General features: G+C 69.7%; 21 protein-coding genes and 1 tRNA gene. 10 read left to right on the top strand and 12 right to left on the bottom strand.

The features are described from left to right. Nucleotides 1–65 precede the first annotated feature (65 nt). Nucleotides 66–141 (top strand) — tRNA-Ala (locus AAF430_01760). Between the two features lie 139 nt (nucleotides 142–280). Here AAF430_01760 and AAF430_01755 read toward each other — a convergent pair. The 3 genes from AAF430_01755 to AAF430_01745 all read right to left on the bottom strand — a co-directional run bounded on the left by AAF430_01755 (nucleotide 281) and on the right by AAF430_01745 (nucleotide 2,526). Next, complete coding sequence (locus AAF430_01755; GenBank protein ID MEM7408945.1) at nucleotides 281–472, bottom strand: ferredoxin; 192 nt, start codon at nucleotides 470–472, stop codon at nucleotides 281–283. A 141-nt stretch (nucleotides 473–613) separates the two neighbouring features. Then, nucleotides 614–1,204 (bottom strand): TetR family transcriptional regulator, encoded by a 591-nt coding sequence (locus AAF430_01750; protein ID MEM7408944.1) that lies wholly within the window; start codon nucleotides 1,202–1,204, stop codon nucleotides 614–616. Nucleotides 1,205–1,257: 53 nt separating this feature from the next. Further along, a complete protein-coding gene (locus AAF430_01745; GenBank protein MEM7408943.1) occupies nucleotides 1,258–2,526 on the bottom strand; it encodes a dicarboxylate/amino acid:cation symporter in 1,269 nt (422 codons plus the stop codon). 151 nt (nucleotides 2,527–2,677) lie between these two features. Here AAF430_01745 and AAF430_01740 point away from each other — a divergent pair, with 151 nt between their 5' ends. Further along, nucleotides 2,678–3,532: a zf-TFIIB domain-containing protein gene (locus tag AAF430_01740; GenBank protein ID MEM7408942.1), complete on the top strand. Its 855-nt coding sequence runs from the start codon at nucleotides 2,678–2,680 to the stop codon at nucleotides 3,530–3,532. 51 nt (nucleotides 3,533–3,583) lie between these two features. After that, nucleotides 3,584–4,738 carry an SPFH domain-containing protein gene (locus tag AAF430_01735; protein ID MEM7408941.1) on the top strand — a complete coding sequence of 385 codons (1,155 nt, stop codon included), beginning with the start codon at nucleotides 3,584–3,586 and terminating at the stop codon, nucleotides 4,736–4,738. Between the two features lie 308 nt (nucleotides 4,739–5,046). Here the strand turns inward: AAF430_01735 and AAF430_01730 are convergent, their stop codons facing one another. Beyond that, the gene (locus AAF430_01730) at nucleotides 5,047–5,997 is read right to left on the bottom strand and encodes an MBL fold metallo-hydrolase (GenBank protein MEM7408940.1); all 951 of its coding nucleotides are present in this window, start codon (nucleotides 5,995–5,997) and stop codon (nucleotides 5,047–5,049) included. A 75-nt stretch (nucleotides 5,998–6,072) separates the two neighbouring features. Here AAF430_01730 and AAF430_01725 point away from each other — a divergent pair, with 75 nt between their 5' ends. Beyond that, nucleotides 6,073–7,002, top strand: a complete 930-nt coding sequence (locus tag AAF430_01725) for an alcohol dehydrogenase catalytic domain-containing protein (GenBank protein ID MEM7408939.1) — start codon at nucleotides 6,073–6,075, stop codon at nucleotides 7,000–7,002. A gap of 10 nt (nucleotides 7,003–7,012) precedes the next feature. Here the strand turns inward: AAF430_01725 and AAF430_01720 are convergent, their stop codons facing one another. Both AAF430_01720 and AAF430_01715 read right to left on the bottom strand, forming a co-directional pair. Further along, nucleotides 7,013–8,203, bottom strand: coding sequence for a serine hydrolase domain-containing protein (locus AAF430_01720; protein MEM7408938.1), 1,191 nt, complete (start codon nucleotides 8,201–8,203; stop codon nucleotides 7,013–7,015). Nucleotides 8,204–8,394: 191 nt separating this feature from the next. Further along, nucleotides 8,395–9,696: a metallophosphoesterase gene (locus AAF430_01715; GenBank protein MEM7408937.1), complete on the bottom strand. Its 1,302-nt coding sequence runs from the start codon at nucleotides 9,694–9,696 to the stop codon at nucleotides 8,395–8,397. A gap of 111 nt (nucleotides 9,697–9,807) precedes the next feature. On the opposite strand from AAF430_01715, the gene AAF430_01710 reads away from it, so the two are divergent. From AAF430_01710 to AAF430_01700, 3 genes are all read left to right on the top strand, one after another. Continuing rightward, nucleotides 9,808–10,908, top strand: a complete 1,101-nt coding sequence (locus AAF430_01710; GenBank protein MEM7408936.1) for a ferritin-like domain-containing protein — start codon at nucleotides 9,808–9,810, stop codon at nucleotides 10,906–10,908. 153 nt (nucleotides 10,909–11,061) lie between these two features. Continuing rightward, nucleotides 11,062–11,331 carry a hypothetical protein gene (locus AAF430_01705; protein ID MEM7408935.1) on the top strand — a complete coding sequence of 90 codons (270 nt, stop codon included), beginning with the start codon at nucleotides 11,062–11,064 and terminating at the stop codon, nucleotides 11,329–11,331. Nucleotides 11,332–11,409: 78 nt separating this feature from the next. Then, a complete protein-coding gene (locus AAF430_01700) occupies nucleotides 11,410–11,793 on the top strand; it encodes a YkgJ family cysteine cluster protein (GenBank protein ID MEM7408934.1) in 384 nt (127 codons plus the stop codon). On the opposite strand, the gene AAF430_01695 is transcribed toward AAF430_01700, so the two are convergent. From AAF430_01695 to AAF430_01675, 5 genes are all read right to left on the bottom strand, one after another. Further along, nucleotides 11,790–13,400, bottom strand: coding sequence for an acyl-CoA synthetase (locus AAF430_01695; GenBank protein MEM7408933.1), 1,611 nt, complete (start codon nucleotides 13,398–13,400; stop codon nucleotides 11,790–11,792). The two genes, AAF430_01700 and AAF430_01695, sit on opposite strands and share 4 nt — an antisense overlap. 38 nt (nucleotides 13,401–13,438) lie before the next feature. Next, nucleotides 13,439–14,962, bottom strand: coding sequence for a threonine ammonia-lyase, biosynthetic (gene ilvA / locus AAF430_01690; protein MEM7408932.1), 1,524 nt, complete (start codon nucleotides 14,960–14,962; stop codon nucleotides 13,439–13,441). Then, entirely contained in the window at nucleotides 14,959–15,861 is a 903-nt protein-coding gene (locus AAF430_01685) for a LysR family transcriptional regulator (protein ID MEM7408931.1), read from the bottom strand. The genes ilvA and AAF430_01685 overlap by 4 nt, the downstream gene beginning before the upstream one ends. A gap of 95 nt (nucleotides 15,862–15,956) precedes the next feature. Next, nucleotides 15,957–16,745, bottom strand: coding sequence for an enoyl-CoA hydratase (locus AAF430_01680; protein MEM7408930.1), 789 nt, complete (start codon nucleotides 16,743–16,745; stop codon nucleotides 15,957–15,959). Between the two features lie 10 nt (nucleotides 16,746–16,755). Then, nucleotides 16,756–17,844: a Zn-dependent alcohol dehydrogenase gene (locus AAF430_01675; GenBank protein ID MEM7408929.1), complete on the bottom strand. Its 1,089-nt coding sequence runs from the start codon at nucleotides 17,842–17,844 to the stop codon at nucleotides 16,756–16,758. Between the two features lie 108 nt (nucleotides 17,845–17,952). Here AAF430_01675 and AAF430_01670 point away from each other — a divergent pair, with 108 nt between their 5' ends. The 3 genes from AAF430_01670 to AAF430_01660 are packed head-to-tail and all read left to right on the top strand — an operon-like array spanning nucleotide 17,953 to nucleotide 20,833. After that, nucleotides 17,953–18,912 carry an LLM class F420-dependent oxidoreductase gene (locus AAF430_01670; GenBank protein ID MEM7408928.1) on the top strand — a complete coding sequence of 320 codons (960 nt, stop codon included), beginning with the start codon at nucleotides 17,953–17,955 and terminating at the stop codon, nucleotides 18,910–18,912. 15 nt (nucleotides 18,913–18,927) lie between these two features. Beyond that, nucleotides 18,928–19,680, top strand: coding sequence for an SDR family NAD(P)-dependent oxidoreductase (locus tag AAF430_01665; GenBank protein MEM7408927.1), 753 nt, complete (start codon nucleotides 18,928–18,930; stop codon nucleotides 19,678–19,680). Next, on the top strand, nucleotides 19,664–20,833 hold the full coding sequence (locus AAF430_01660) for a PLP-dependent aspartate aminotransferase family protein (GenBank protein MEM7408926.1): 1,170 nt from the start codon (nucleotides 19,664–19,666) through the stop codon (nucleotides 20,831–20,833). The genes AAF430_01665 and AAF430_01660 overlap by 17 nt, the downstream gene beginning before the upstream one ends. Here the strand turns inward: AAF430_01660 and AAF430_01655 are convergent. Then, complete coding sequence (locus AAF430_01655; protein ID MEM7408925.1) at nucleotides 20,830–21,813, bottom strand: phosphotriesterase-related protein; 984 nt, start codon at nucleotides 21,811–21,813, stop codon at nucleotides 20,830–20,832. The genes AAF430_01660 and AAF430_01655 overlap by 4 nt on opposite strands. Nucleotide 21,814: the final 1 nt, after the last annotated feature.

Genomic DNA, 21,814 nt, shown 5'->3' with positions numbered 1-21,814 from the left:
CCAACGACCCGAAGCCACAGGGTTTTTGACAGCGGGGAAAGCTGCGTTAGCTTGAGAGTCCGCGTGGGGCTGTAGCTCAGCTGGGAGAGCATCAGGCTGGCAGTCTGAGGGTCAGGGGTTCGATCCCCCTCAGCTCCACCAACCTCTTCGAACGGTCCGTCGACCCTTGGGTCGTCGGGCCGTTTTCGTTCGAGGCGCAGGCTTCCGGTTCGAGGTGCAGGCTTCCCGTTCGGGGTGCAGGCTTGCGCTCGGGGACGTCGGCCCGCGAGAGCGGACTCGGTCAGCCTTCGAGAACGATCGCCTGCCGCGGGCAGAGACGCACCGCTTCTTCGACCTTGCCGCGCAGCTCTTCGCCGGGCTCTTCGATCAGCACCGTGAGCGTGTCGTCTTCCTCGACCCGAAAACACTCGGGGCAAACGTCCATGCACACCGCATTGGCCTCACACAGGTCATAGTCGATCACGATCTTCATCGGGCGGTTCCTTCGATTGGCCTCGTCGCGTGCGCGACGGCGGGACGTCTACGAGGACGCCGGCGTTCTGGGACGGAGCACCGGCGAGGGCGATTCAAACATGTTCCCCCGACGGGAGCAAGAGAACGTCGCCGATTCCTGTCAGGCGCTGCGGGCCAGCGCGGTGGATTCGCCGATGATCAAGCGCGCCGCACTCTCGGTCTCCTCGACCACCTCTGCGACCCCCTGCAGACCGCTCGCCCAACCGATCAGCGATGCGAACCAAACCCGCAGGAGCACGTGCGCGACCTGCCGTTCGTGCTCGGTCGGCGGCAGGTCGGGCGCCACGCCGTCACCTCGTAAAGCGCGCGTGATCAGCTCCTCGATGTGGCCGTGGAACGCGGCGACGCGCTGGCTCAGTTCGGGGCCACCGGCGACGATCGCGCGCACCAGGGCCCTCGCGAGCTGGGGCCGGGAGCACATCGCCTCCGTGGTCGTCCGGAAGAAGGCCGTGACCCGCGCTTCGGCGGAGGGGCCCGCAGGCGGCTCGGTTTCGAACTGCTGCTGGTGCGACCAGACCTGCAGCTCCAGGGCGGCGAGCAGGAGGTCTTCCTTGCTGCGGAAGCGGCGATAGAGCGTCCCGAGGGCGACTCCGGCGCGCGCGGCCACGTCGCGTAGCCGCACGCCCTCGAAGCCCCCCTCCTCGGCCAGCTCGATGGCGGCCAGGACGATGCTGCGGGCGCGCTCTTCCATAGGGCGATTGAAACACGGGGCGCGGCCCGGGGGCTAGCGCGGTGTTTCGGCGCCTAGGCGGGATCGGCGCCGGCCTGGGGGTCTCGGAAGACGTCGCGGTCGAGCTGCCCTTCGCTGTTCGCGACGACGCAGGTCACGGCCGCGTCGCCCGTCACGTTCACCGCGGTCCGCACCATGTCGAGCAACCGGTCGACGCCGATGATCAGACCGATCCCCTCGACCGGGAGGTTCACCTGCCGGAGCACCATGGCGAGCATCACGAGCCCCACACCCGGGACGGCCGCCGTGCCGATCGACGCCAGGGTGGCGGTGAGCACGACCGAGAGGAAGTCGCCGGGACCCAGCGGGATGCCGTACGCCTGGGCGATGAAGCCCGTCGCCACGCCCTGCATGATCGCCGTCCCGTCCATGTTGATCGTGGCGCCGAGCGGGACCGTGAAGGACCCGATCGAGTTGTTCACCCCGAGGCGCCGCTCGACCGTCTCGAGGGTCACCGGGATCGTGGCGCCACTGCTCGCCGTACTGAACGCGAGCGCCAGCGGGGCCCGCATCTTCCGTAGGAACACCACCGGGTTCAGCCGCGCAAGCGTTCGCACGAGCAGCGGATAGGTGAACAGGGCATGGGTGAAGAGCACCGCGAGCACCAGCCCGAAGTACCAACCCAGCGGGCGGATGGCCGCGAGCCCCTCGGCGGCGAAGACCTTCCCGAGCAGACAGAAGACACCGTAGGGAGCCAGGCTGATCAGCAGCATGACGAGCCGCAGGATCACCTCGTTCAGGTCCTGGAAGAAGGCCAGCACGCGCTTCCCCGGATCGCCCGACAGCGTCATCGCGATCCCGAAGAGACTCGCGAACACGATGATCTGCAGCATCTCGCCGTCGGCCATGGCCTGGATCGGGTTCGAGGGGAACAGGTTGATCAGGGTGTCGACGACCGAGGGCGGCTCCTTCGCCGCGAAGCTCGGCGCTTCGAGATCGAAACCGGCTCCGGGCTGCACCAGCATCGCCGCGGAGAGCGCCAGGGAGATCGCGATCGCCGTCGTCATCAGATAGAGGCCCAGCGTCTTGCCACCGACCCGCCCGAGCCGCGAGAGGTCGTCCAGGGAGGCCACGCCGCAGACGATCGACACCAGCACCAGCGGGACGACCAGGAGTTTCAGCGAGGCGAGGAAGATCTGGCCGCCGACGTGAAAGACGCCGTCCACCACGAACGTGGAGAGCGCGCTCCCCGTGCCCGCCAGGTTGAAACCGAGGCCGACGGTGATCCCCGCCGCCATCCCGATCAAGATGCGACCCGTCAGGCGCTGCCGCTGCTCGCTCATTCGCCACCCCCAGCGGCGGAACATAGCGTGGGGGCTCGCGAACGGACGCTCCGGTGCGATCGGGACGATTTCAGCGACCGGCAAGCGAACTGCAAGCCATGCGCAGGCGCACGCTTTCAAGGCTCCTCGCCGTCGCGTCGATGAAACCGGTGTGCAGCTGATCGCCTGCCCGGTCTGCCATACCCAATACGATGTCAGCCAGATCGCCGCCGACACCATCGCGTGCCGCTGCGGCGAGGAGCTGGCGAACGAGCCGTTGCGTTCGGTGGACGCGGCGATCGCCCGCTGTGGGGCGTGCGGTGCCCAGGTCAGCGAGGAGGCGAAGAGCTGCAGCTACTGCGGGTCGGACATCGTCCGGAATCCGGAGAAGCTGTCCCTGATCTGCCCGGAGTGCTTCGCCCGCAATGCGGACGACAGCCGCTTCTGCGTCGGGTGTGGGGTCGCCTTCCGTCCCGAGGCCGTTCGGGCCGAGGGCCACGAGCTGCCCTGCCCCGCCTGTGAGATGCGCATGCCGCCCAGCCAGATCGCAGGGATCTCGGTCAACGAGTGCGAGGGCTGCCACGGCCTCTGGGTGGGCGGGGGCAACTTCGACGCCCTGGTACGCAAGGCCGCCGAGCTGCGCCGCGCCGCGGGCAACGTGGCGCCACCGCCGCGGGTGCGCGGCGGCAACCCCCTCGACCAGAAGGTCACCTACCGCCGCTGCCCCGAGTGCGACATGCACATGCACCGCGTGAACTACAAGCGCTCGTCCGGCGTGATCCTCGACGAGTGCCGCAACGACGGCACCTTCCTCGATGCCGACGAACTCGAGCAGGTCGCCGGTTTCATTCTATCCGGCGGCCAGACGTCGCCGCTCCTCGACACGAAGACCGACGAGCACGAGGCCGCGAAGCGCGCCGCGGCTCAGGCCGCCGCGCGGATCCGGGTCCAGACCGACACGTCAGGCTACGCGCGCGCGGACACCAGCGGTGGGATCCTCCGGATCCTCTTCGACCTCCTCACCTAGCGCGCCTGCGCGACCACACCTTCACCTCAGTACGAACCGAGAGGACACGACATGGGATTCATGGACAAGCTGCGAGCCGAACTCGTCGACATCATCGAATGGGTCGACGACAGCCGTCACACCCTGGTGTGGCGCTTCCCGCGCTACCACAACCAGATCAAGTACGGCGCCCAACTGATCGTGCGACCCGGCCAGATGGCGGTCTTCGTCCATCAGGGCCAGATCGCCGACGTCTTCGGGCCCGGCCAGCACCGCCTCGAGACGAAGAACCTGCCGATCCTGTCGACCCTCGCGGGCTGGCTCTACGGCTTCGACAGCCCCTTCAAGGCCGAGGTCTACTTCGTCAGCACGCGGCAGATCCCGGACCTCCGCTGGGGCACCCCGAACCCGGTGCTGATGCGCGACGCCGATTTCGGGCCGATCCGCGTGCGCGCCTTCGGCACCTATGCCCTGCGCGCCACCGACCCGAAGACCCTGCTCACCGAGCTGGTAGGGACCGACGGCGAGTTCGTCGCCGACGAGATCCAGGAGCTGCTGCGCGCGATCATCAACCAGTGCCTCGCCGACGTGCTCGCGAAATCGGAGCTCGGCGTCCTCGACCTGGCCGCGAACTACGCCGACCTCTCCGAGCAGGTGCGCACGGCCGTGGTCCAGCGCATCGACGACGAGTACGGGCTCGAGATCCCGCAGCTGGTGATCGTGAACGTCTCGGTGCCCGCCGAGGTCGAGCAGGCCCTCGACGTGCGCACCAGCATGGGCGTGATCGGCGACATGAATGCCTACCAGCAGTACCAGCTGGGCACCGCGATGCCCGTGGCGGCCGAGAACCCGGCCGGCGGTCTCGCCGGCGCCGGTGTGGGTGTCGGCATGGGTATGGCCATGGCGCAGCAGTGGGCTCCGCCCACCGGCGGAGCCGGTGGCAACGGCCCGATGGGTCCCGGCCCGGCAGCGCCCTCCCCGACACCGCCGCCGCCCCCGGCGCCGGTGCAGCCCTGGCACATCATCGAGAACGGCCAGAGCGTCGGACCGTTCACGCCCGCCCAGCTCGCCCAGGCCGTTGGCGCCGGGCGCGTGCGCCCCGACACCCTGGTGTGGACCGCCGGCATGGAAGGCTGGCAGGCTGCCCGCGGCGTCGGCGCCGTGGCCAACCTCTTCCGCGCCACGCCTCCCCCGGCCCCGCCCCCGCAACAGAACTCGGATGACTAGGGCTCGCGCAGCGAGCCGCGACGCCCGAAGGGCGGCGCAGCCGCACGAACGCGTGCCTAGAACCTGACGAGCGGAGCGGGCCCGAGATCGAGGCGCGACGCCCGAAGGCGTCCGCACGGACGTCGAGGGCGACGCAACGCAGAGATCGGGTTCGAAACGCCGTCAGGCGGCCCTAGAGGCGAACAACTGCGGACGTCGAGGGCGACGCAACACAGAGATCGGGTTCGAAACGCCGTCAGGCGGCCCTAGAGGCGAACAACTGCGGACGTCGAGGGCGACGCAACGCAGAGATCGGGCGCGAAACGCCGTCAGGCTGCCCTGTCAGCAAACAATTGCGCCATGAGCATGAAGAGTTCTGCGGTATTCGGCGGAGGCGCCGTATCCCCAAACTCCTGATACAACGCCGCGACATTCACCGCGATCCGCTCCGCATCCCCCCAAGACGCGTAATCATCCAGCGCGACCGCACGCGCCGCCTCCTCCCGCGGCAATCCCGCATCGAAGCAACGCCGCGCCTCCTTCTCGATGTGGTGCAGATAGCCGCGCAGGGCCTCCACCTCCGCGGGGCCCGACAAGGGGCCGTGGCCGGGCACCACCGTCTCCACGTCCATCGCGAGGATCGTGTCGCAGGCGGCCACCCAGTTCGCGATGGGTCCGGCCCAGATGATCGGGTGTCCCTCGGTGAAGAGGATGTCGCCGGTGAAGACGGTGCGGTCCTCGGGCACGTGGACGAGCACGTCGCCCCGCGTGTGTGCGGGCCCCACCTCGAGGAGCCGCACTTCCTTGTCGCCCACCTGTCGCCGCACTTCGCCGCGGAAGGTCTCGGTGGGCGGCGTCACGGTGATGCCTTCGAACTGGAAGGGGCCGAAGGCGTGGCGGACGAACGACGCGCCGGGTTCTCCGAAGGCGTCGGCGTTCTTCACCATCTCGGCGAGCAAGGCCGGCGGCACCTCGGAGATCTCTTCGGCGCAGGCCTCGGAGGCGAGGATCACGGCGCCCTCGACGAGCTCGTTGCCGTAGCAGTGGTCGCCGTTCGCGTGGGTGTTCACCAGCACGTCGATCGAAGCGGCCGCGGGGACCGCGTCGCGCATGGTGGTCAGCATCTCGGCGGTGAGCGGGAGATCGAAGAGCGTGTCGACGAGCAGGGTCGCTTCGCCATCCACGACGAGCCCGGCGTTGCTCCAGCCCCAGGACCCATCGGGCTGCAGATAGGCGAAACAGCCGTTGCCGAGATCGTGAAGGCCCTTGTCGTACGCCATGCCGTCCTCCTGGCGCGCAGGGTACCGCGCCGCGCGGTTCCGGTGGGCGCGCGTTTCCTGGGGTAGCCTGCGGCGATGCGCGCCGTACGAGCCCGTGCCGGGAAAGTCGAAGTCGTCGACGTCGAGCCGCCGCGCCACGAGGGCATCGACGTCACGATCCGCTCCGCGGGCATCTGTGGCTCCGATCTCCACCTGGTGGCCCAGGGTCTCGAGGGCGTCACCCTCGGACACGAGATGGCGGGCACCACGCCCGACGGCACGCCTGTCGCGATCGAACCGGTGCGCCCTTGCGACGCCTGCCCCGCCTGCCGCGCCGGTGACTACAACCTCTGCGCCCTCGGGCCAACGATCGTGATCGGGACTTCCCACGACGGCGGCATGGCCGAGACGATCCGCGTGCCGGAACGCTGCCTGGTTCCCCTCGCGCGACACGTGCGGGTCGAAGATGCCTGTCTCGTCGAACCGCTGGCCGTGGCGGTGCACGGGCTGCGCCGGGCGCGGCTGCGCGGCGACGAACGGGTCTGCGTGATCGGCGGCGGCAGCATCGGACTGTGCGCGATCGCCGCGGTCCGTGCGGCCGGTGCACCGGTCGACCTGGTCGCGCGCCACGACGCCCAACGCGCCGCCGGTGCTCGGCTCGGCGCCGGCGAACCCAGCGACGGCTATGACCTCGTGATCGACGCGGCCGGAACGCCAGCGGCCCTCGAGGATGCGGTCGCGCGTGCGCGTCCGGGTGCGCGACTGCTGCTCCTGGCCACCTACTGGGACGGCCTCGCCCTCCCCGGCTTCGCGCTCTGCCTCAAGGAAGTTCGGGTGATTCCGGCCAGCATGTACGGACGCGACGGGGTCGCGCGCGATGTCGACGTCGCTGCCGGTGTGCTCGCGCGCAGCGAACTCGCCGACGCGATCATCACCCACCGCTTCCCGCTGGAGGCCGCCCCCGAAGCCTTCGGCACGGCGGCCGATCGCGCCTCGGGCGCGATCAAGGTGGTGCTCGAGCCCTAGTCGGAGCGGACTAGCGGGCTTCCGCGCAGCGCAGGGCCGCGGTGCCGATGCGGATGATCCGCAGATCGCCGAAGGGCGTGCCGACGCCGCTGTTGAGGGTGAGCGCCACCGACAGCTCGCGGTCCGGATCGGCCCAGGCGCCCGAGCCGCCGAAGCCCGAGTGCCCGAAACCGGCCGGGACTGACGCGCCCAGCGTCGCGACGCGGTGATAGCCGAGTCGCCAGTGCATCGGGATCGGGATCACGCGACCGATGCCGCGGTTCTGCACCTCGGTCGCCCGCCAGAGAGTGTCGCGTGAGAGCAGTCGCACGCCGCCGAGCTCACCGTCGTTCGCGAGCGTCGCGTAGAGCTTCGCGAGCGAACGCGCAGTGAACATGCCGTTGGCCGCGGGTACCGGGACCCGCAGGAACTCCTCGCTGTCGAAGTCGAGGTCGTCCATGCCGGTCGGCAGCAAGGCCTCGGCGACCTGCTCCAGGTCGACCGGGTTCCCCACCAGACGCAGGAAGCGATTGATGCCACGGCTCCAGCGCTGGATGTTCTGCGCCGACGTCCCGCCGGGCTGCACGAGGCCCGACGGAATCAGGGTCGCGCGCCGCTTCATCTGGCGCTTCGGCAGCCCGATGAACAGCCCGTCCAGGCCGAGCGGCTCGGCGATCTCCGAGGCCAGCAGGTCGCTGAAGCTCTTCCCGGTGACGCGCTGAATCAGCTCTCCGACCAGCCAGCCGTAGGTCAGCCCGTGGTAGCCATGGGCCTTGCCGGGCCGATGCAGCGGCACCGCGTCGCCCAGCGCCTCGACCATGTACTCCCAGTCCAGCATCCGATGGGCGTGGTCGACGAGCTGACGGATGCTGTAGAGCCCCGCCTCGTGGCACATCACCTGTCGGATGGTGATCTCGGCCTTCCCACCCTGCGCGAACTCGGGCCAATGGGCGGCCACCGGGTCGTCGTAGTCGAGCAGGCCCCGGTCCACGAGCATGTGCAGCAGGGTCGAGGCCACCCCCTTCGAGGTGGAATAGGACAGCGAGAGCGTGTCCTCTTCCCAGGGGTCCCCGTCCAGGTTGCGGGTGCCCGCCCAGCAATCGACGACCTTCTCTCCCCGGTGATAGACGCAGAGCGCGGCCCCACCGGGGCCCGACGGCACCTGCTTCAAGAAGGTCTTTGCCGTGCGTTCGAAATCCGGGTGCACACTGCCGTTCAGCATCGATTCTCCGGGGCGACGCACCCTCCGGGCGGCCTCCCCCTGAAGGTCAGTGCCCGCCCGGAACCGCTCGGTGACGCGGGGGATCGCGCCGGCATGGGCAACGCGCGGGCATCCTTCGGTGTGCGCATGAGGGCAACGGGCACGCGGGGACCGTACCTGGGTGGGCCACCCGTCGGCAACGTGTGTCGCGCTCAGCGCGTGGCGTGGGGCAGCAGCTCGAGGACCGAGTGCTCCCCGGGGACTCCGATGCGCAAGGGAAACCCGTAGAAGCCCGTCCCGCGGTGAACGTAGAGGCGGTTCGAGCCCTGGGCGAAGAACCCGTGGTCGGGCCAGCGTGTGCGCCCGAGGACCGTCCAGTCCAAGCCGAAGGAGACCAAGCCAACCTGACCACCGTGGGTGTGCCCGGACAAGGTGAGATCGACTTCGCCGGGCGCAATCTCGCGAAAGCCCAGTGGGTCGTGCAAGAGCAGCAGGCGCAAGGCGTCGGGTTCGCGGGGGAAGCGTGCGAGCAGGCCCGCGAGATGTTCGCCGCGACCGCGGCCGACGTAGTCGGCCCCGATGATCTGAACCGGGCCGCAGCGGGTGTCGACCCGGCGGGCGTCGTCGATCAGGAGGTCGGCGCCGCACTGCTCGAGTGCGCCGCGCACCTCGTCGGGCGCCTCGTGGTCGTGGTTTCCGAAGATCGCGTAGCAACGATCCTGCACGGCGCGCAGCGGGGCGAGCGCTTCTCCCAGTGCTCCTGGCGTGCCCTGCCCTTCCATCGTCAGGAAGTCGCCGGTGAGCAGGACGAGATCCGGGTCGCTCTCGAGGAGTGACTCGAGGCTGCGCTGCAAACGCGCCACGGGCTGCCACGGCCCGAGATGGGGATCGGTGATCTGGACGATGCGCAGCCCAGGCTCCGCGCCCGACGCAGCCGGGGCCGGCCAGCCGCGCTGGCGCACGACCGGCGCCCGGACGAAGGCCTCGGCGCGATCATGGGGCGCCGGGGCGAGCTGCACCTGCACGTGTTCGACCCGGGGCAGCAACGAGGTCCGGATCGATCCCAGCGCGAGGACGAAGGGCACGAGGTCGAGCCAGCGAAGCGCGGTCAACCATGCGTCGGCACCCGCGGCCCACAGCCCCAGCCGGAAGGGGGACAACAGCAGGGCCCAGCCGATCGCGACGAAGCCCGCCGCGACGAAGGCCTGGCCGGGAACGCTCACCAGCCAGCGGAAGACGGGCCCGCGCAAACGCGCCCGGACCAGATGCGCGAGGTGCCAGCCGGCAGCCAGCGTGCCCAGGGCGAAGCCCACGGACACCCAGCGGGCGCTCCCGCCGCCGGCCAACCCCGCCAGACGCGCCTCGCTCCACAGGGCGCCCGGCAGCGAAAACAGCAGGATCACGGCGGCAAAGCCGGCGTAGGTGCTCCCGCGCACGCGCGCCGCGTACAGCGGGACCCCGACGGCGACGACCGCCACACAGACCCAGAAGAACTCGCGCGCCCACGTTTCCACGACGCGCCGACCCTAGCCCCTCGGCGCAGGGCCCGCCGACGCGGGGCCGCCCGGCCGCCGGGCTCGGCGCCCGTTCCCTCCCCGGCTACGCTTGCGGGTCCGAGGAGAACCATGCCCCGACACGACCCGCTCTACGACACCGTCGACCGCGACAACTTCCTGGCCATGATCGAGACCGATCGCTACGGGGCCCGCAGCGACGCCTTCGACGCGATCATCTCGGCCACCGAGGATCACTTCTGGGATCCCACCGACCCGGCCTACATCGACTACCGCGAGCCCTTCGATTTGCGCGAGGAGACGATCCTGCCGCGCGACATGGTGGTCGAGCTCAACTGCGCCGTCGCCGATCGGCTCGACGAAGGCCAGAAGATCCAACTGGCGAACGCCAACGCCCAGTTCATGCTGTCGAGCATCCTGCACGGCGAGCAGGGCGCGCTCTCGCTCTCGGCGAGCCTCTGCCAGATCCTGCGCGAACCCGGCGCTCAGGAGTACGCCGCGAATCAGGCACGCGAGGAAGCGCGCCACGTCACGGGCTTCTCCAACTACGTCGCCGCCCGCTTCGGAACGCCGCTGCGTTCGGGTCCGACCCTGGCGAGCCTGCTCGACCAGATCGTCCGCTCCGAGAAGGTCTACAAGAAGCTCGTCGGCATGCAGATGCTGGTCGAAGGGCTGGCGATGGGCGCGTTCGCCACGCTGCACGCGCGCACCAACGACCCGATGCTGCGCCGCCTGGTGCAGCTGGTCATGACCGACGAAGCCTTCCACCACAAGTTCGGGAAGATCTGGGCCGACCGCACGGTCCCGAATCTCACCAACGAGGAGCACGAGCAGGTCGAGGACTGGGCCGCTCAGTGCTTCCAGACCCTGCTCTTCAACCTCGTGAACGCCGAGCAGAAGCAGGAGATCTACGCGCCCTTCGGCCTCGACTGGCAGTGGGTGCGCAGCGCCGTGATGGAGGCGTTCGGCGACGAAGACCGGCGCGAGACCCTCACCCAGCAGACGAACATCTTCCGCGTCCTGATCAAGACCCTGCTCAAGGCCGGCATCATCACCGAGCGCACGCGCTCCGTGTATGCGACTTGGGTCGACATGGAGGAGCTCCACCGCGAAGACGACGAGGTCGTCGGGCAAGAGGTCGCGGACGAGGGCATCGCCATGCTGCGGGACATCAACCGCAACCGGAAGAAGATGACCCGCAAGCGGGCCTAGGTCCGGCGCGGCGATCCGACGACCTGCCCCTGGGGAGATCCGCGCGCGGCGCGACGCACGGGAGTGTGGCAACGTGGTGCCTACGGGGAGTACGGGCCGTACCGACGGCCTGATTCGCGCGGTACCACACGGACCGCGAGGGGAGGAAACGACATGAAGATGCGAACGCTGGGTTCCTTGGTTGCGATCGCCGCGGCGGCGATCGCCTGTGAACAGGCGCAGGAAGGCGTTGAAGCTGCGGGCGAGAGCGCCGGCGAGCTTTCCGAAGCCGTGGGCGACGTGGCCGCAAGCGCTGCCGACGCGGTCGGTGAGGCCGCCTCGGATGCTGCCGACGCGGTGGGCGACGCCGCCGCCGACGCGCAGGACGCCGCCGAAGAGAAGACCGGCGAAGCGGCCGACGCCATGAAGAAGGCGATGGAGTAGCCACTCCCGCTGGAACCAGGGGGCCCTGCCGTTCCGGACCACACGTTGGCCCCGACGGCAGGGCCCTTGTTCTTTCGCATGCCCGACGCCCACGCCCCCTTCCCGTTCCGGCACCGCTGCCTGCGCTCGGGCAATTGCTGCTCCCGGCCCGGCGGCCAGGTACGGGTGACCCCCGACGACGCCCGCCACATCGCCGACCATCTCGGGATGACCGAGGCGGCGTTCCGCTCCCGCTACGTCGACGTCCGCGGGGATCGCCTCGCCGCCGGTCCGACCTCGGCCTGCGTCTTCCTCGAGGGGGGCCGGCCGAGCCGCTGCACGATCTACCCGGTGCGTCCCGAGCGCTGTCGCAGTTGGCCCTACTGGGAAGAGCTACGCGACCCCACCGAGCGCGCCGCCGCGTTCCGCGTCTGTCCGGGGCTGGAAGCACTGGACGCTGCGGAGCGCGACACCGGCGACTAGGCGCCGAGCGCGTCCCGGGCGAACGCCGTGGCCCGCTTGTAGTCGGCCTTGCCGTTGGGGGCGCGGAACATCTCGGGGACGGCGAAGACGCGCTTCGGCGTCTTGTAGCCCGCGAGCTTCGTGCGGACGTGCTCGCGCAGCGCGGCCTCGTCGAACGCCTCGCCCGGGCGCAGCGACACCACGCCCGTCACCGCCTGGCCCCACTTCGGGTCGGGAATGCCGACGACCAGCGCGTCCTCGACCGCGTCGTGGGTCTTCAGGGCTTCCTCGACCTCTTCCGGATAGACCTTCTCGCCGGCGGTGTTGATGCACACGCTGCCGCGCCCCAACAGCGTGAGGGTCCCGTCGGCCTCGACGGTGCACCAATCCCCGGGGACCGAGTAGCGGACGCCATCGATCGTCGGGAAGGTCTTCGCCGTCTTCTCCGGGTCCTTGTAGTAGCCGAGGGGAATCGGACCGCGGCGGGCGATGAAGCCGCGCTCGCCGCTGCCCGGCTCGACGGGTCGGTGGTCTTCGGTGAAGACCCGGCAGTCGTCGCCGATCGTGAACTTCGCGGTCTTCGTGCCGCCCTTCGCGGACGTCACCGATGACCCGAATCCGACGGCCTCCGACGAACCGAAGAGGTCCGCGAGCATGAGCTGGGGGAGATGCCCCAGCAGGCCCTGCTTGACCTCCTGGCTCCACATCACCCCCGACGACATCACGACCCGCAGTGAAGCGAGATCCCAGCGACCCGGGTGGGCTTCGAGCGCGTTCCACATCGGACGCGCAAAGGCGTCGCCCACGATCACCAGCGACTCGGCGCGCTGCCGCTCGACGGTGTCGAAGAGCTCTTCGGCGTCGAAGTTCGGCTGCTCGAGGGTGACGCAACAGCCGCCCCCGACCAGGTTGTTGATCGCGGTGAGCAGCCCCGTCCCGTGCATCAGCGGGCAGGCGGGGATCTGGATCGGGCCGCGGCCATGAGCGCGCACCGCGTCGAAGTGGGCCTGCGGACTCGCCGGCTTCTCGCCGCGATTCGCCGGATGGTTCCCCCCTGCGCCGAGCGCGCCCCAGAGATCCTCCGAACGCCACATCACGCCCTTCGGCATGCCGGTGGTGCCGCCCGTGTAGATGAAGAGCAGGTCGTCGGGCGAACGCTCGATGTCGAGGGCCTCGCCCGAGCCCTTTTCGCAGAGCGGCTCCAGCGGTTCGGCGAAGTCGGCCGTCGCGCCGCCCACCTGGAGGAAGGAGGCGACCTTCGGCAGACGGGGAACCAGCTCCCCGAGTCGGTCCACGAACTCGTCGCCGAATACCACGAAGCGCGCGTCCGAGTTGTCGAGGATGTAGTGGAGCTCGTCGGCGAGGTAGCGGTAGTTCACGTTCACGTGGACCAGCCGCGCCTTCATGCAGGCCGCGAGCACCACGAGGTACTCCGCGCGATTGCGCAGATAGAAGGCGACCTTGTCGTCGGGCTGTGCACCGCGCTCGCGCAGCCCCTGGGCGAGGTTGTTGGAGCGACGATCGAACTCGGCCCAGCCGAAGCGCACGTCGCCGTGAACGATCGCCGGGCTGTCCGCCGGCAGCGCCTTGGCCACCCCGTCGAGCAGGTCGCCCAGATTCCAGATCATCGATCGTCTCCTTGCCCGCGTGCGGGGAACGGCTTCCGCTAGCGCAGGAAGAGCCGGTAGGCCTCGTTCTCGGTCTCTTCCACCCAGGGATACCCCAGCTCGCCCAGGTAGCGTGCGAAGGCCTCGCCATCGTGCGAAGGGACCTGGATCCCGGCCAGGACGCGCCCGTGGGCGGCGCCGTGGTTGCGGTAGTGGAAGAGGGTCAGGTTCCAGCTCGGCGACATCAGCGACAGGAAGCGCCCCAACGCGCCCGGTCGCTCGGGGAACTCGAAGCGCAGCAGACGCTCGTCGGCGAGGGCGCGCACCCGCCCCCCCACCATGTGGCGGGTATGCAAGACGGCGAGCTCGTTGTGGGTCATGTCCTGCACGGCGTAGCCCGCGCCGCGCAGGGTTTCGGCGAGATCGTGGCGGTCCTCGGTGCCCTCGCGCAGCTCGACCCCGACGAAGACGTGGGCCTCGTCGTCATCGGCGTAGCGGTAGTTGAACTCGGTGACCGAGCGCTCGCCGAGGGCGCTGCACAGGGCGCGGAAGCTGCCGGGGCGCTCGGGAATCGTGACCGCGAAGATGGCCTCGCGGTCCTCCCCCAGCTGGGCGCGCTCCGAGATGTGACGCAACCGATGGAAGTTGATGTTGGCGCCGCTCTGGATCGCGACGAGGGCCCCCGACCGCTCCCCGCCCTTCTCGGCCACCCACTTCTTCATGCCCGCCAGCGCGAGAGCGCCCGAAGGCTCGGCGAGCACGCGGGTCTCTTCGAAGAGGTCCAGGATCGCAGCGCTCATCTCGTCGACGCTCGCGGTGACGACGCCGTCGACCCGATCGCGGACGAGCTCGAAGGGCAGATCGCCGATCTGTCGGACCGCCGTGCCATCGGCGAAGAGGCCCACGTGATCGAGAGGAACCGGGCGCCCGGCATCGAGCGCGACCTTCAGGCTGGCCGCATCCTCGGGCTCCACCGCCACCACCGCGGTCTCGGGCCGCAGGAACTTCACGTAGTGGAGGATCCCGGCCAGGAGTCCGCCGCCTCCGACCGGCACGAAGATCGCCTCGATCGGCTCCGGGTGCTGGCGCAGGATCTCGACGCCGATCGTGCCCTGGCCGGCGATGACCTCGAGGTCGTCGTAGGGATGCACGAACACGCCGTCGGCTTCCGCCTGGCGCCGTGCGGCTTCGTCGCGGGCCTCTTCCACGCTGTCCCCGTGGAGAACGACCTCGACACCGTAGGCCGCGACGGCGGAGACCTTGATCTCGGGCGTCGTGCGCGGCATCACGATCGTGGCGGGGTAGCCGAGCCGCGCCGCCGCCAACGCGACGCCCTGGGCGTGATTTCCCGCCGACGAAGCGAAGATGCCACGCTCGGCCGCGTCGCGCGGCAGCGCCGCGATCCGGTTGTAGGCGCCGCGCACCTTGAACGAGAACACGGGCTGCAGGTCTTCGCGTTTGATGCACACCCGCGTGCCGAGGCGTTCGGAGAGCCGCGGTGCCGGATCGAGGGGGGTCTCGATGGCGACGTCGTAGACGCGGGCGCGCAGGATGCGCTCGACGAGATCGGCTTCGGGTTTCATGCGGCGTCGCGCTCCCACGGCGCCGTCGGATGGAAGTACTGCTCCAACGCTTCGAGGAAGGCCCGCACCTTCGGCGTCAGGTTCCGATGCCGCGGCACCACCGCGTAGACCTTCTGGGACGACCAGGACCAGTCGTCGAGGACCGAATGCAGCGCCCCGCTGTCGAGATCCTCGCCCACGATGAAGCGCGGCAGGTAGGCCAGCCCCGCGCCGTCGAGCACGGCGCGCCGCAACGCCTCCCCGTGATTCACCTGGAAGGCACCCGTCACGCGCACCGACCGTCCGTTCTGGAATCGCCAGAGGCGCGGCGTGGGCAGCGAGCTGTAGAGCAGGCAGCGGTGCTCGCGCAGATGTTCGGGCGCGGTCGGGACGCCGGCGGTTTCGAAGTAGCCGGGGGTCCCGCACACCACGTGGGGGCTGTCGGCGAGGAAGTGGGAGGTGAGCGACGAGTCGCCGCGCGCGGCGATACGAATCGCCAGATCGAAGCCTTCCTGGGCCAGGTCGACGGGTTCGTCGTCGAGGACGAGATCGATGGTGATTTCCGGATGCCGCTCGAGGAAGGGTGTGACCAACGGCGTCAGGTAGCGCCGTCCAAAAGTGAGCGGGGCCCGCAGACGCAGCCGGCCGCGCGGCGCGCCCTGCAGGCTGGCGACGGCCCGCTCGGCCTCCGCGGCCTCTTCGGCGATCCGGGCGCAGCGCGCGTAGAACTCGGCGCCGATCTCGGTGAGGTGCATCGAACGGGTGGTGCGGTTGAGCAGCTGGGCCCCGATCCGCTCCTCGAGGCTCGCGATCTGCTTGCTCACGGCGGCGCGGGTCTGCCCCAGGGCCTTTGCGGCAGCCGCGAAGCTGCCCGCCTCGACCACCTTCGCGAAGAGCACCATCTGTTGGACGTTGGCCACGGGTCCACCCGTCGAATGTCAATGGTAGCGACGCATTGGGCCAGCGTCGGCCGTCATTGTCAAACGAGGATAGGGGACCCGGGTGGGTCGGCGCGCTAGGCGCCCGAGAACTTCGGCGCCCGCTTCTCCACGAAGGCGGCGATGCCCTCACGCCCGTCGGGGCTCCCCGCCATCGACGCGATGCCGCGCGACTCGAGCTCCATCTGGGTCTCGAGGGACTCCTGGGTGCTCGACGCCAGCAGCTGCTTCACGACGCCATAGGCGCGTGTGGGTCCCTGGGCGATCTGCCGTGCGAGCGCGCCCGCCTTCTCGGCCAGCTCGTCGTCGGGCACGACCTGGGTCACCAGACCCCAGTCGAGGGCCTCGGCAGCCGACAGGCGACGGTTCGTGATCATCAGCTCCTGGGTCCGGCGCAGCCCGATCAGCCGCGGCAGGAAGAAGCTCGAGCTGCCATCGGGCGAGAGCCCCGCGCCGGTGTAGGCCATCGTGAACTTCGCCGACTCGGCGGCGAGTACGAGATCCCCGGACACGGCGATGCTGAAGCCGGCCCCGGCCGCCATCCCGTTCACCGCGACGATGAGCGGCGCGTCCATCCGGGCGAAACGCGATGTGGCGGCGTGCAGGTAGGTGGTTAGCTCCTTCAGGAGCGCGGGCACCTTGTCGCCCTGGGAGGCGAAGGACTTCAGATCGCCACCGGCGCAGAACATCTTGCCGGCGCCCGTCAGCAGCACGGCCCGCACCGAGGGATCTTCGTCGACCTGGATCGCCGCGTGCATCAGACCCTGGCCCAGCGCGAGGTCGATCGCGTTGGCGGCCGCGGGACGGTTCAGCGTGACGGTGGCGACACCGTCCGCAATCTCACAGGTAATGACTTCTTCGGACATCGGAGGCTCCTCAGGAGGCGAAGGTGACGACCGAGCGCGCCACCTCCCCGGACTTCATCTTCTCGAAAGCGTCGTTCAGGTCGTCGAGGCCGATGCGCGCCGAGATCATCTCGTCGAGGCGCAGGCGACCGTCCAGATAGAAGTCGCAATAGCGCGGCATGTCGATGCGGAAGCGGTTGTCGCCCATCATCGAGCCCACGATCGTCTTGCCCTGGATCACGATGTCGAGGCCCATGAGCTCGACGGTCTGGCCGATCGGCTGCACGCCGACCATGACGGCGGTGCCACCCTTCTGGAGCATCGCGACCGACTGCTGGATCGTCGGCGCAGTGCCGATGCACTCGAAGCTCGTCTCGACGCCGCCACCGGTGAGCTCGTGCACGCCCATCACCGCGTCGGCCTCCTTGGCGTTGATGACGTCGCTGGCACCGAGCTTTCGGGCCAGGTCGAGCTTCCAGGGAACCGTGTCGATCGCGATCAGGCGACCGGCGCCGGCGATGCGCGCGCCCTGCAGCGCCGACAGGCCGACGCCTCCGAGACCGATCACGGCGACGCTGCTGCCCGGCGCGATGTTCGCGGTGTTGAGCGCCGCGCCAACGCCGGTGGTGACACCGCAGCCGATCAGCGCGGCCTGCTCGAGCGGCATGTCCTCGCGGATCTTCACCACCGCGTTCTCGTGGAGCAGCATCTGCTCGGCGAACCCCGAGAGATGCGCGAACTGGTGGACGACCTCGCCGTTCTGCGAGAGCCGCGGGGGCTCCTCGGGCTTGCGCGCCGTCGCCTCCCCACCGCACAGGTTCAGCCGGCCCGAGAGGCAGAAATCGCAGGTGCCGCAGAAGGCCGACAGGCAGGCGATCACGTGATCGCCGGGCTGCACGTAGCTCACGTCGCTGCCCACTTCTTCGACGACGCCGGCCGGCTCGTGGCCGAGCACCAGCGGGGGCGGCGCGGGCAGCGAGCCCTCGAGGACGTGCAGATCGCTATGGCAGACGCCGCAGGCGTGGGTCCGCACCTTGATCTCGCGCGGGCCCGGGCTCGCGATGTCGACGTCTTCGATGGCAACAGGCTGGTTGTAGCCGCGGAGAACGGCTGCGCGCATGGGGGGACCTCCTCGGTGTCCAGGTGGTTGGGGCGCGTTCGGACGGCTCCGTCCCGCGCGTCGGGGCGCGGCGCAGTATAGTGCTCCGTCCACGACCCGGGAGGCCGCATGGCACGCTACGGAATGACGATCCCCCTCGACGGGGTCCCCCTCGCCCAGCAGCGCGATTGGATCCGCGAGCTGGTCGACCTCGGCTACACCGACCTCTGGAGTGCCGAGGCGAACGGCACCGACGGGTTCACTCCCCTGGCGCTGGCGTCGGCCTGGGCCCCCGAGGCGCGACTCGGCTGCGCAATCTTCCCGGCCTACACCCGCGGCCCGGCGTTGCTCGCGATGAGCGCCGCGAGCCTGGCGTCGGCTGCGCCCGGTCGCTTCGTGATGGGCATCGGTTCGTCGTCGAACGTGATCGTTGGCAACTGGAACGGCATCCCCTTCGAAAAGCCCTACCAGCGCGTGCGCGACACGGTGCGCTTCTTGCGCAAGGCCTTCACCGGTGAGAAGGTGACCGAGGACTACGAGACCTTCTCGGTGAAGAACTTCCGCCTCGGCGTCAAGATGGACGAGCCGCCGAAGCTGCTGGTCGCGGCCCTGCGCCAGGGCATGCTGAAGCTGGCGGGCCGCGAAGGCGATGGCGCCATCCTGAACTGGCTCTCGGCCGAAGACGTGAAGACCGTCGCGCCCTACGTCCACCAGGGGGGCCGGGACAAGGAGATCGTGGCGCGCATCTTCGTGTGCCCGAACCCCGACACCGAGGCCGTCCGCAACATGGCCCGCTTCGCGGTGAACGCCTACCTGAACGTGCCCGTCTACGCTGCGTTCCACGAGTGGCTGGGCCGCTCGGAGCTGCTCGACGCGATGTGGACGAAGTGGAAGGAAGGCGACCGCAAGGGCGCCGCCGCCTCGATCCCGGACGAAGTGGTCGACGCGATCGTCGTCCACGGACCGCCCGAGAAATGCCGCGAGCACATCCAGCAGTACGTCGAGAACGGGGTCGACACGCCGATGATCGGTCTGCTGCCGATGGGCGTGGATCCGATCCAGGCCTCGCGCGATCTCGCCCCCCGCTAGACCGTCGGAGAGAACGTGGGACGTTTCGACGACAAGGTGGTGTGGATCACCGGGGCGGCTTCGGGCATCGGGCGCGCCACGGCGGAACGCATCGCGAGCGAGGGCGGGCACCTGATCTGCGCCGACGTCCAGGCCGCCGAAGTCGAGGCGACGGCGAAGCGCGCCATCGAGCTCGGAGGCTCTGCGATCGCAAATGTGTGCGATGTCTCCCAGGAAGACTCGGTGGCGGCCTCGCTGGCGTCGGGCCTGGAGCGCTACGGGCGCCTGGACGCCGTCTGTCACATCGCGGGGATCCTGCGCTTCGCCCACACCCACGAGATGGACTTCGAGACCTGGCGGAAGGTCCAGGCAGTGAACGCCGACGGCACCTTCCTCGTGTGTCGCGCCGCCCTGCCCCATCTGCTCGAGACCGGCGGCAACATCGTCAACATGTCGTCGGCCGCCGCCGTCTCCGGGCTCATCTACGGCGCGGCCTACGCGGCGTCGAAGGGGGCGGTCTGGAGCTTCACGAAAGCCCTCGCGATCGAATACGCCGCCCGCGGCGTGCGGATCAACGCAGTGTGTCCCGGCGGGATCAAGACGCCCATGACCAAGGGCGGTGCCGGGCTCCCGGAGGACGCCGACATGAAGCTCGTGATGCGCCAGACCCCGCTCGACCACGGGCGCGGACCCGAGACCGTCGCGGCGCTGATCGCCTTCCTCGCCTCGGACGAGGCCGCCCACATCAACGGCGAAGACATCGTGATCGACGGTGGCGCAACCGCCTGATCCCGACGACGCACGCCCCCTCGCTCCGGCGACCCGAGCGGCGCGGGCCCTGGGAGCCAGTGACGAGGCGGTGGGCGGGGTCGTGCCCGCGATCCACCCGTCGACTCCCTACCGACGCGACAGGAGCGGCACCTATCCCGGCGGTCACAGCTACGCCCGCGACCAGAGCCCGAGCTTCGACGCGCCCGAGGCCCTGCTCGCCGACCTCGAAGGCGGCGCCGAAGCCCTGCTCTTTGCCTCGGGAATGGCCGCCGCCACGACCGTGTTCGAGACGCTGCCCAACGGCGCGCACGTCGTCATTCCCGAGCAGATGTACTGGACCGTGCGCGGCTGGCTCGCTCACCTCGAGTCCAAGGGACGACTGCGGGTGAGTCGCTGGCCCGGAACGCACCCGGCACGGCTCGAAACACTCCTGCAGCCCGACGAACCCACCCTGGTCTGGATCGAAACACCGTCGAACCCGATGACCGTCGTCACCGACATCGCCGCCACGGTCGAGGTCGCGCGACGCTTCGGCGCGCGGACCGTGGCCGACGGCACGCTGGCCACGCCCGCGCTGTGCCAGCCCCTGTCGCTGGGCGTCGACTGGGTGATGCACTCGGCCACGAAGCAGCTGAACGGTCACGCCGACGTGCTGGCCGGGGCTCTCGTGTGCGCGACGCCCGACGCCGCCTGGGAAGCCGTGCGCTACGAGCGCGGCTACCGCGGTGCGGTCCTCGGACCCTTCGAGGCCTGGCTGCTCCTGCGCGGCATGCGCACGCTCTACCTGCGGGTGCGCGCCAGTTGCGAGGGAGCGCAACGCGTCGCCGAGGCGTTGCAGGACCATCCCGCGCTAGCCGAGGTGCTCTATCCCGGTCTTCCCGAGCACCCGGGCCACGCCATCGCGGCGCGTCAGATGCAGGGCGGCTTCGGCCCGCTGGTGTCCCTGCGACTGCGGGAAGGTGCGGCCGCTGCGCGTGCCCTGCCTTCGCGTCTACGCTGCTTCGCCGACGCGAGCTCGCTGGGCGGCGTCGAGAGTCAGGTGGAGTACCGGGCGGCGGTCGAGGGTGCGGATTCACCGGTACCGGACGACCTGGTGCGGCTCTCGATCGGGATCGAGGATCCCGATGACCTCGTCGACGACCTGCGCACCGCCCTCGACGGCGCCGCCTAGTTCGCCAGCGGATCCCCGGCGAAGAAGCGACGCGGGTTGTCGATCAGCATCGCGTCGATCTGGGCATTGGTGACGCCCGCCTCGCGCAGCTGGGGCGCGATCCGGGTCGCGAAGTGACTGGGCGTCCAGATCTTCTCCATCGCCACCTGCACTTCCGGGTTCGGGATCGGCATCCCGCCCCAGCACCAGACCGAGTCGTGGGAAACCACCACCCGGTCGCCGTAGCCCGCCGCCACGAGCTTCGCGAGCGACGCGACGCGGTCCGTATCGGGCTGGATCATGTCGAGACCGAAGCGATCGAAGCCGAGATACGACCCGCCTGAGGCGATGCCGCAGTGGTAGTCGTGGTCGGCCGTCCCGCAGGAGTGCCCGATGATGATCCGGTGGGGCGGCACGCCGTGGTCGACCAGGAAGCGCTGCTGGTCGTCACCGAAGCGCCCGCCGTCGGTGTGGGTGGTGATTGGCGCCCCGGTTTCGATGGACGCCTTCGCCGCGGCGGAGAAGACCGCCTGCTCGTAATCGGTGAGGGTGCCGTGACCCGTGCCGACCTTGATGATGCCGGCCCGAATGCCGGTATCGGCGATGCCGTCGGTGAGCTCGCGGATGAAGAGCTCGGCCATCGTCTCGACGACCGAGCCAAAGCCCATCTGGAACTTCCAATAGGCCGTCGCCCCCTCGGCCTCCTTGTAGAGCCCGGTGGCGCAGATCAAAGAGAAGCCGGTGCGCTGGGCGACCTCGGCCATCAGTTCCACATCGCGGCCGAGATCGGTCGGGCACGGGTCGAGCATCGACGTCACCCCGACCGACTTCATCTCTTCGATCTTGTCGACGCACTTCGCGACGTGATCGCGCCGGCTGGGACCCGGTCGCAGCCAATCCACGTCGTAGCCCGGGTACCCGATGAACAGATGCTCGTGCATCAGGGTCTTGCCGAGCTGCTCCGGTGTCGTCGGCCCGGTGACGGTCTGGATCTCGGTCACG

The organism is Myxococcota bacterium (genome assembly GCA_039030075.1).
GTDB lineage: Bacteria > Myxococcota_A > UBA9160 > UBA9160 > SMWR01 > JAHEJV01.
Note: the sequence above shows the minus strand (reverse complement) of the source record. Positions and strands in the feature narration are given on the sequence as shown.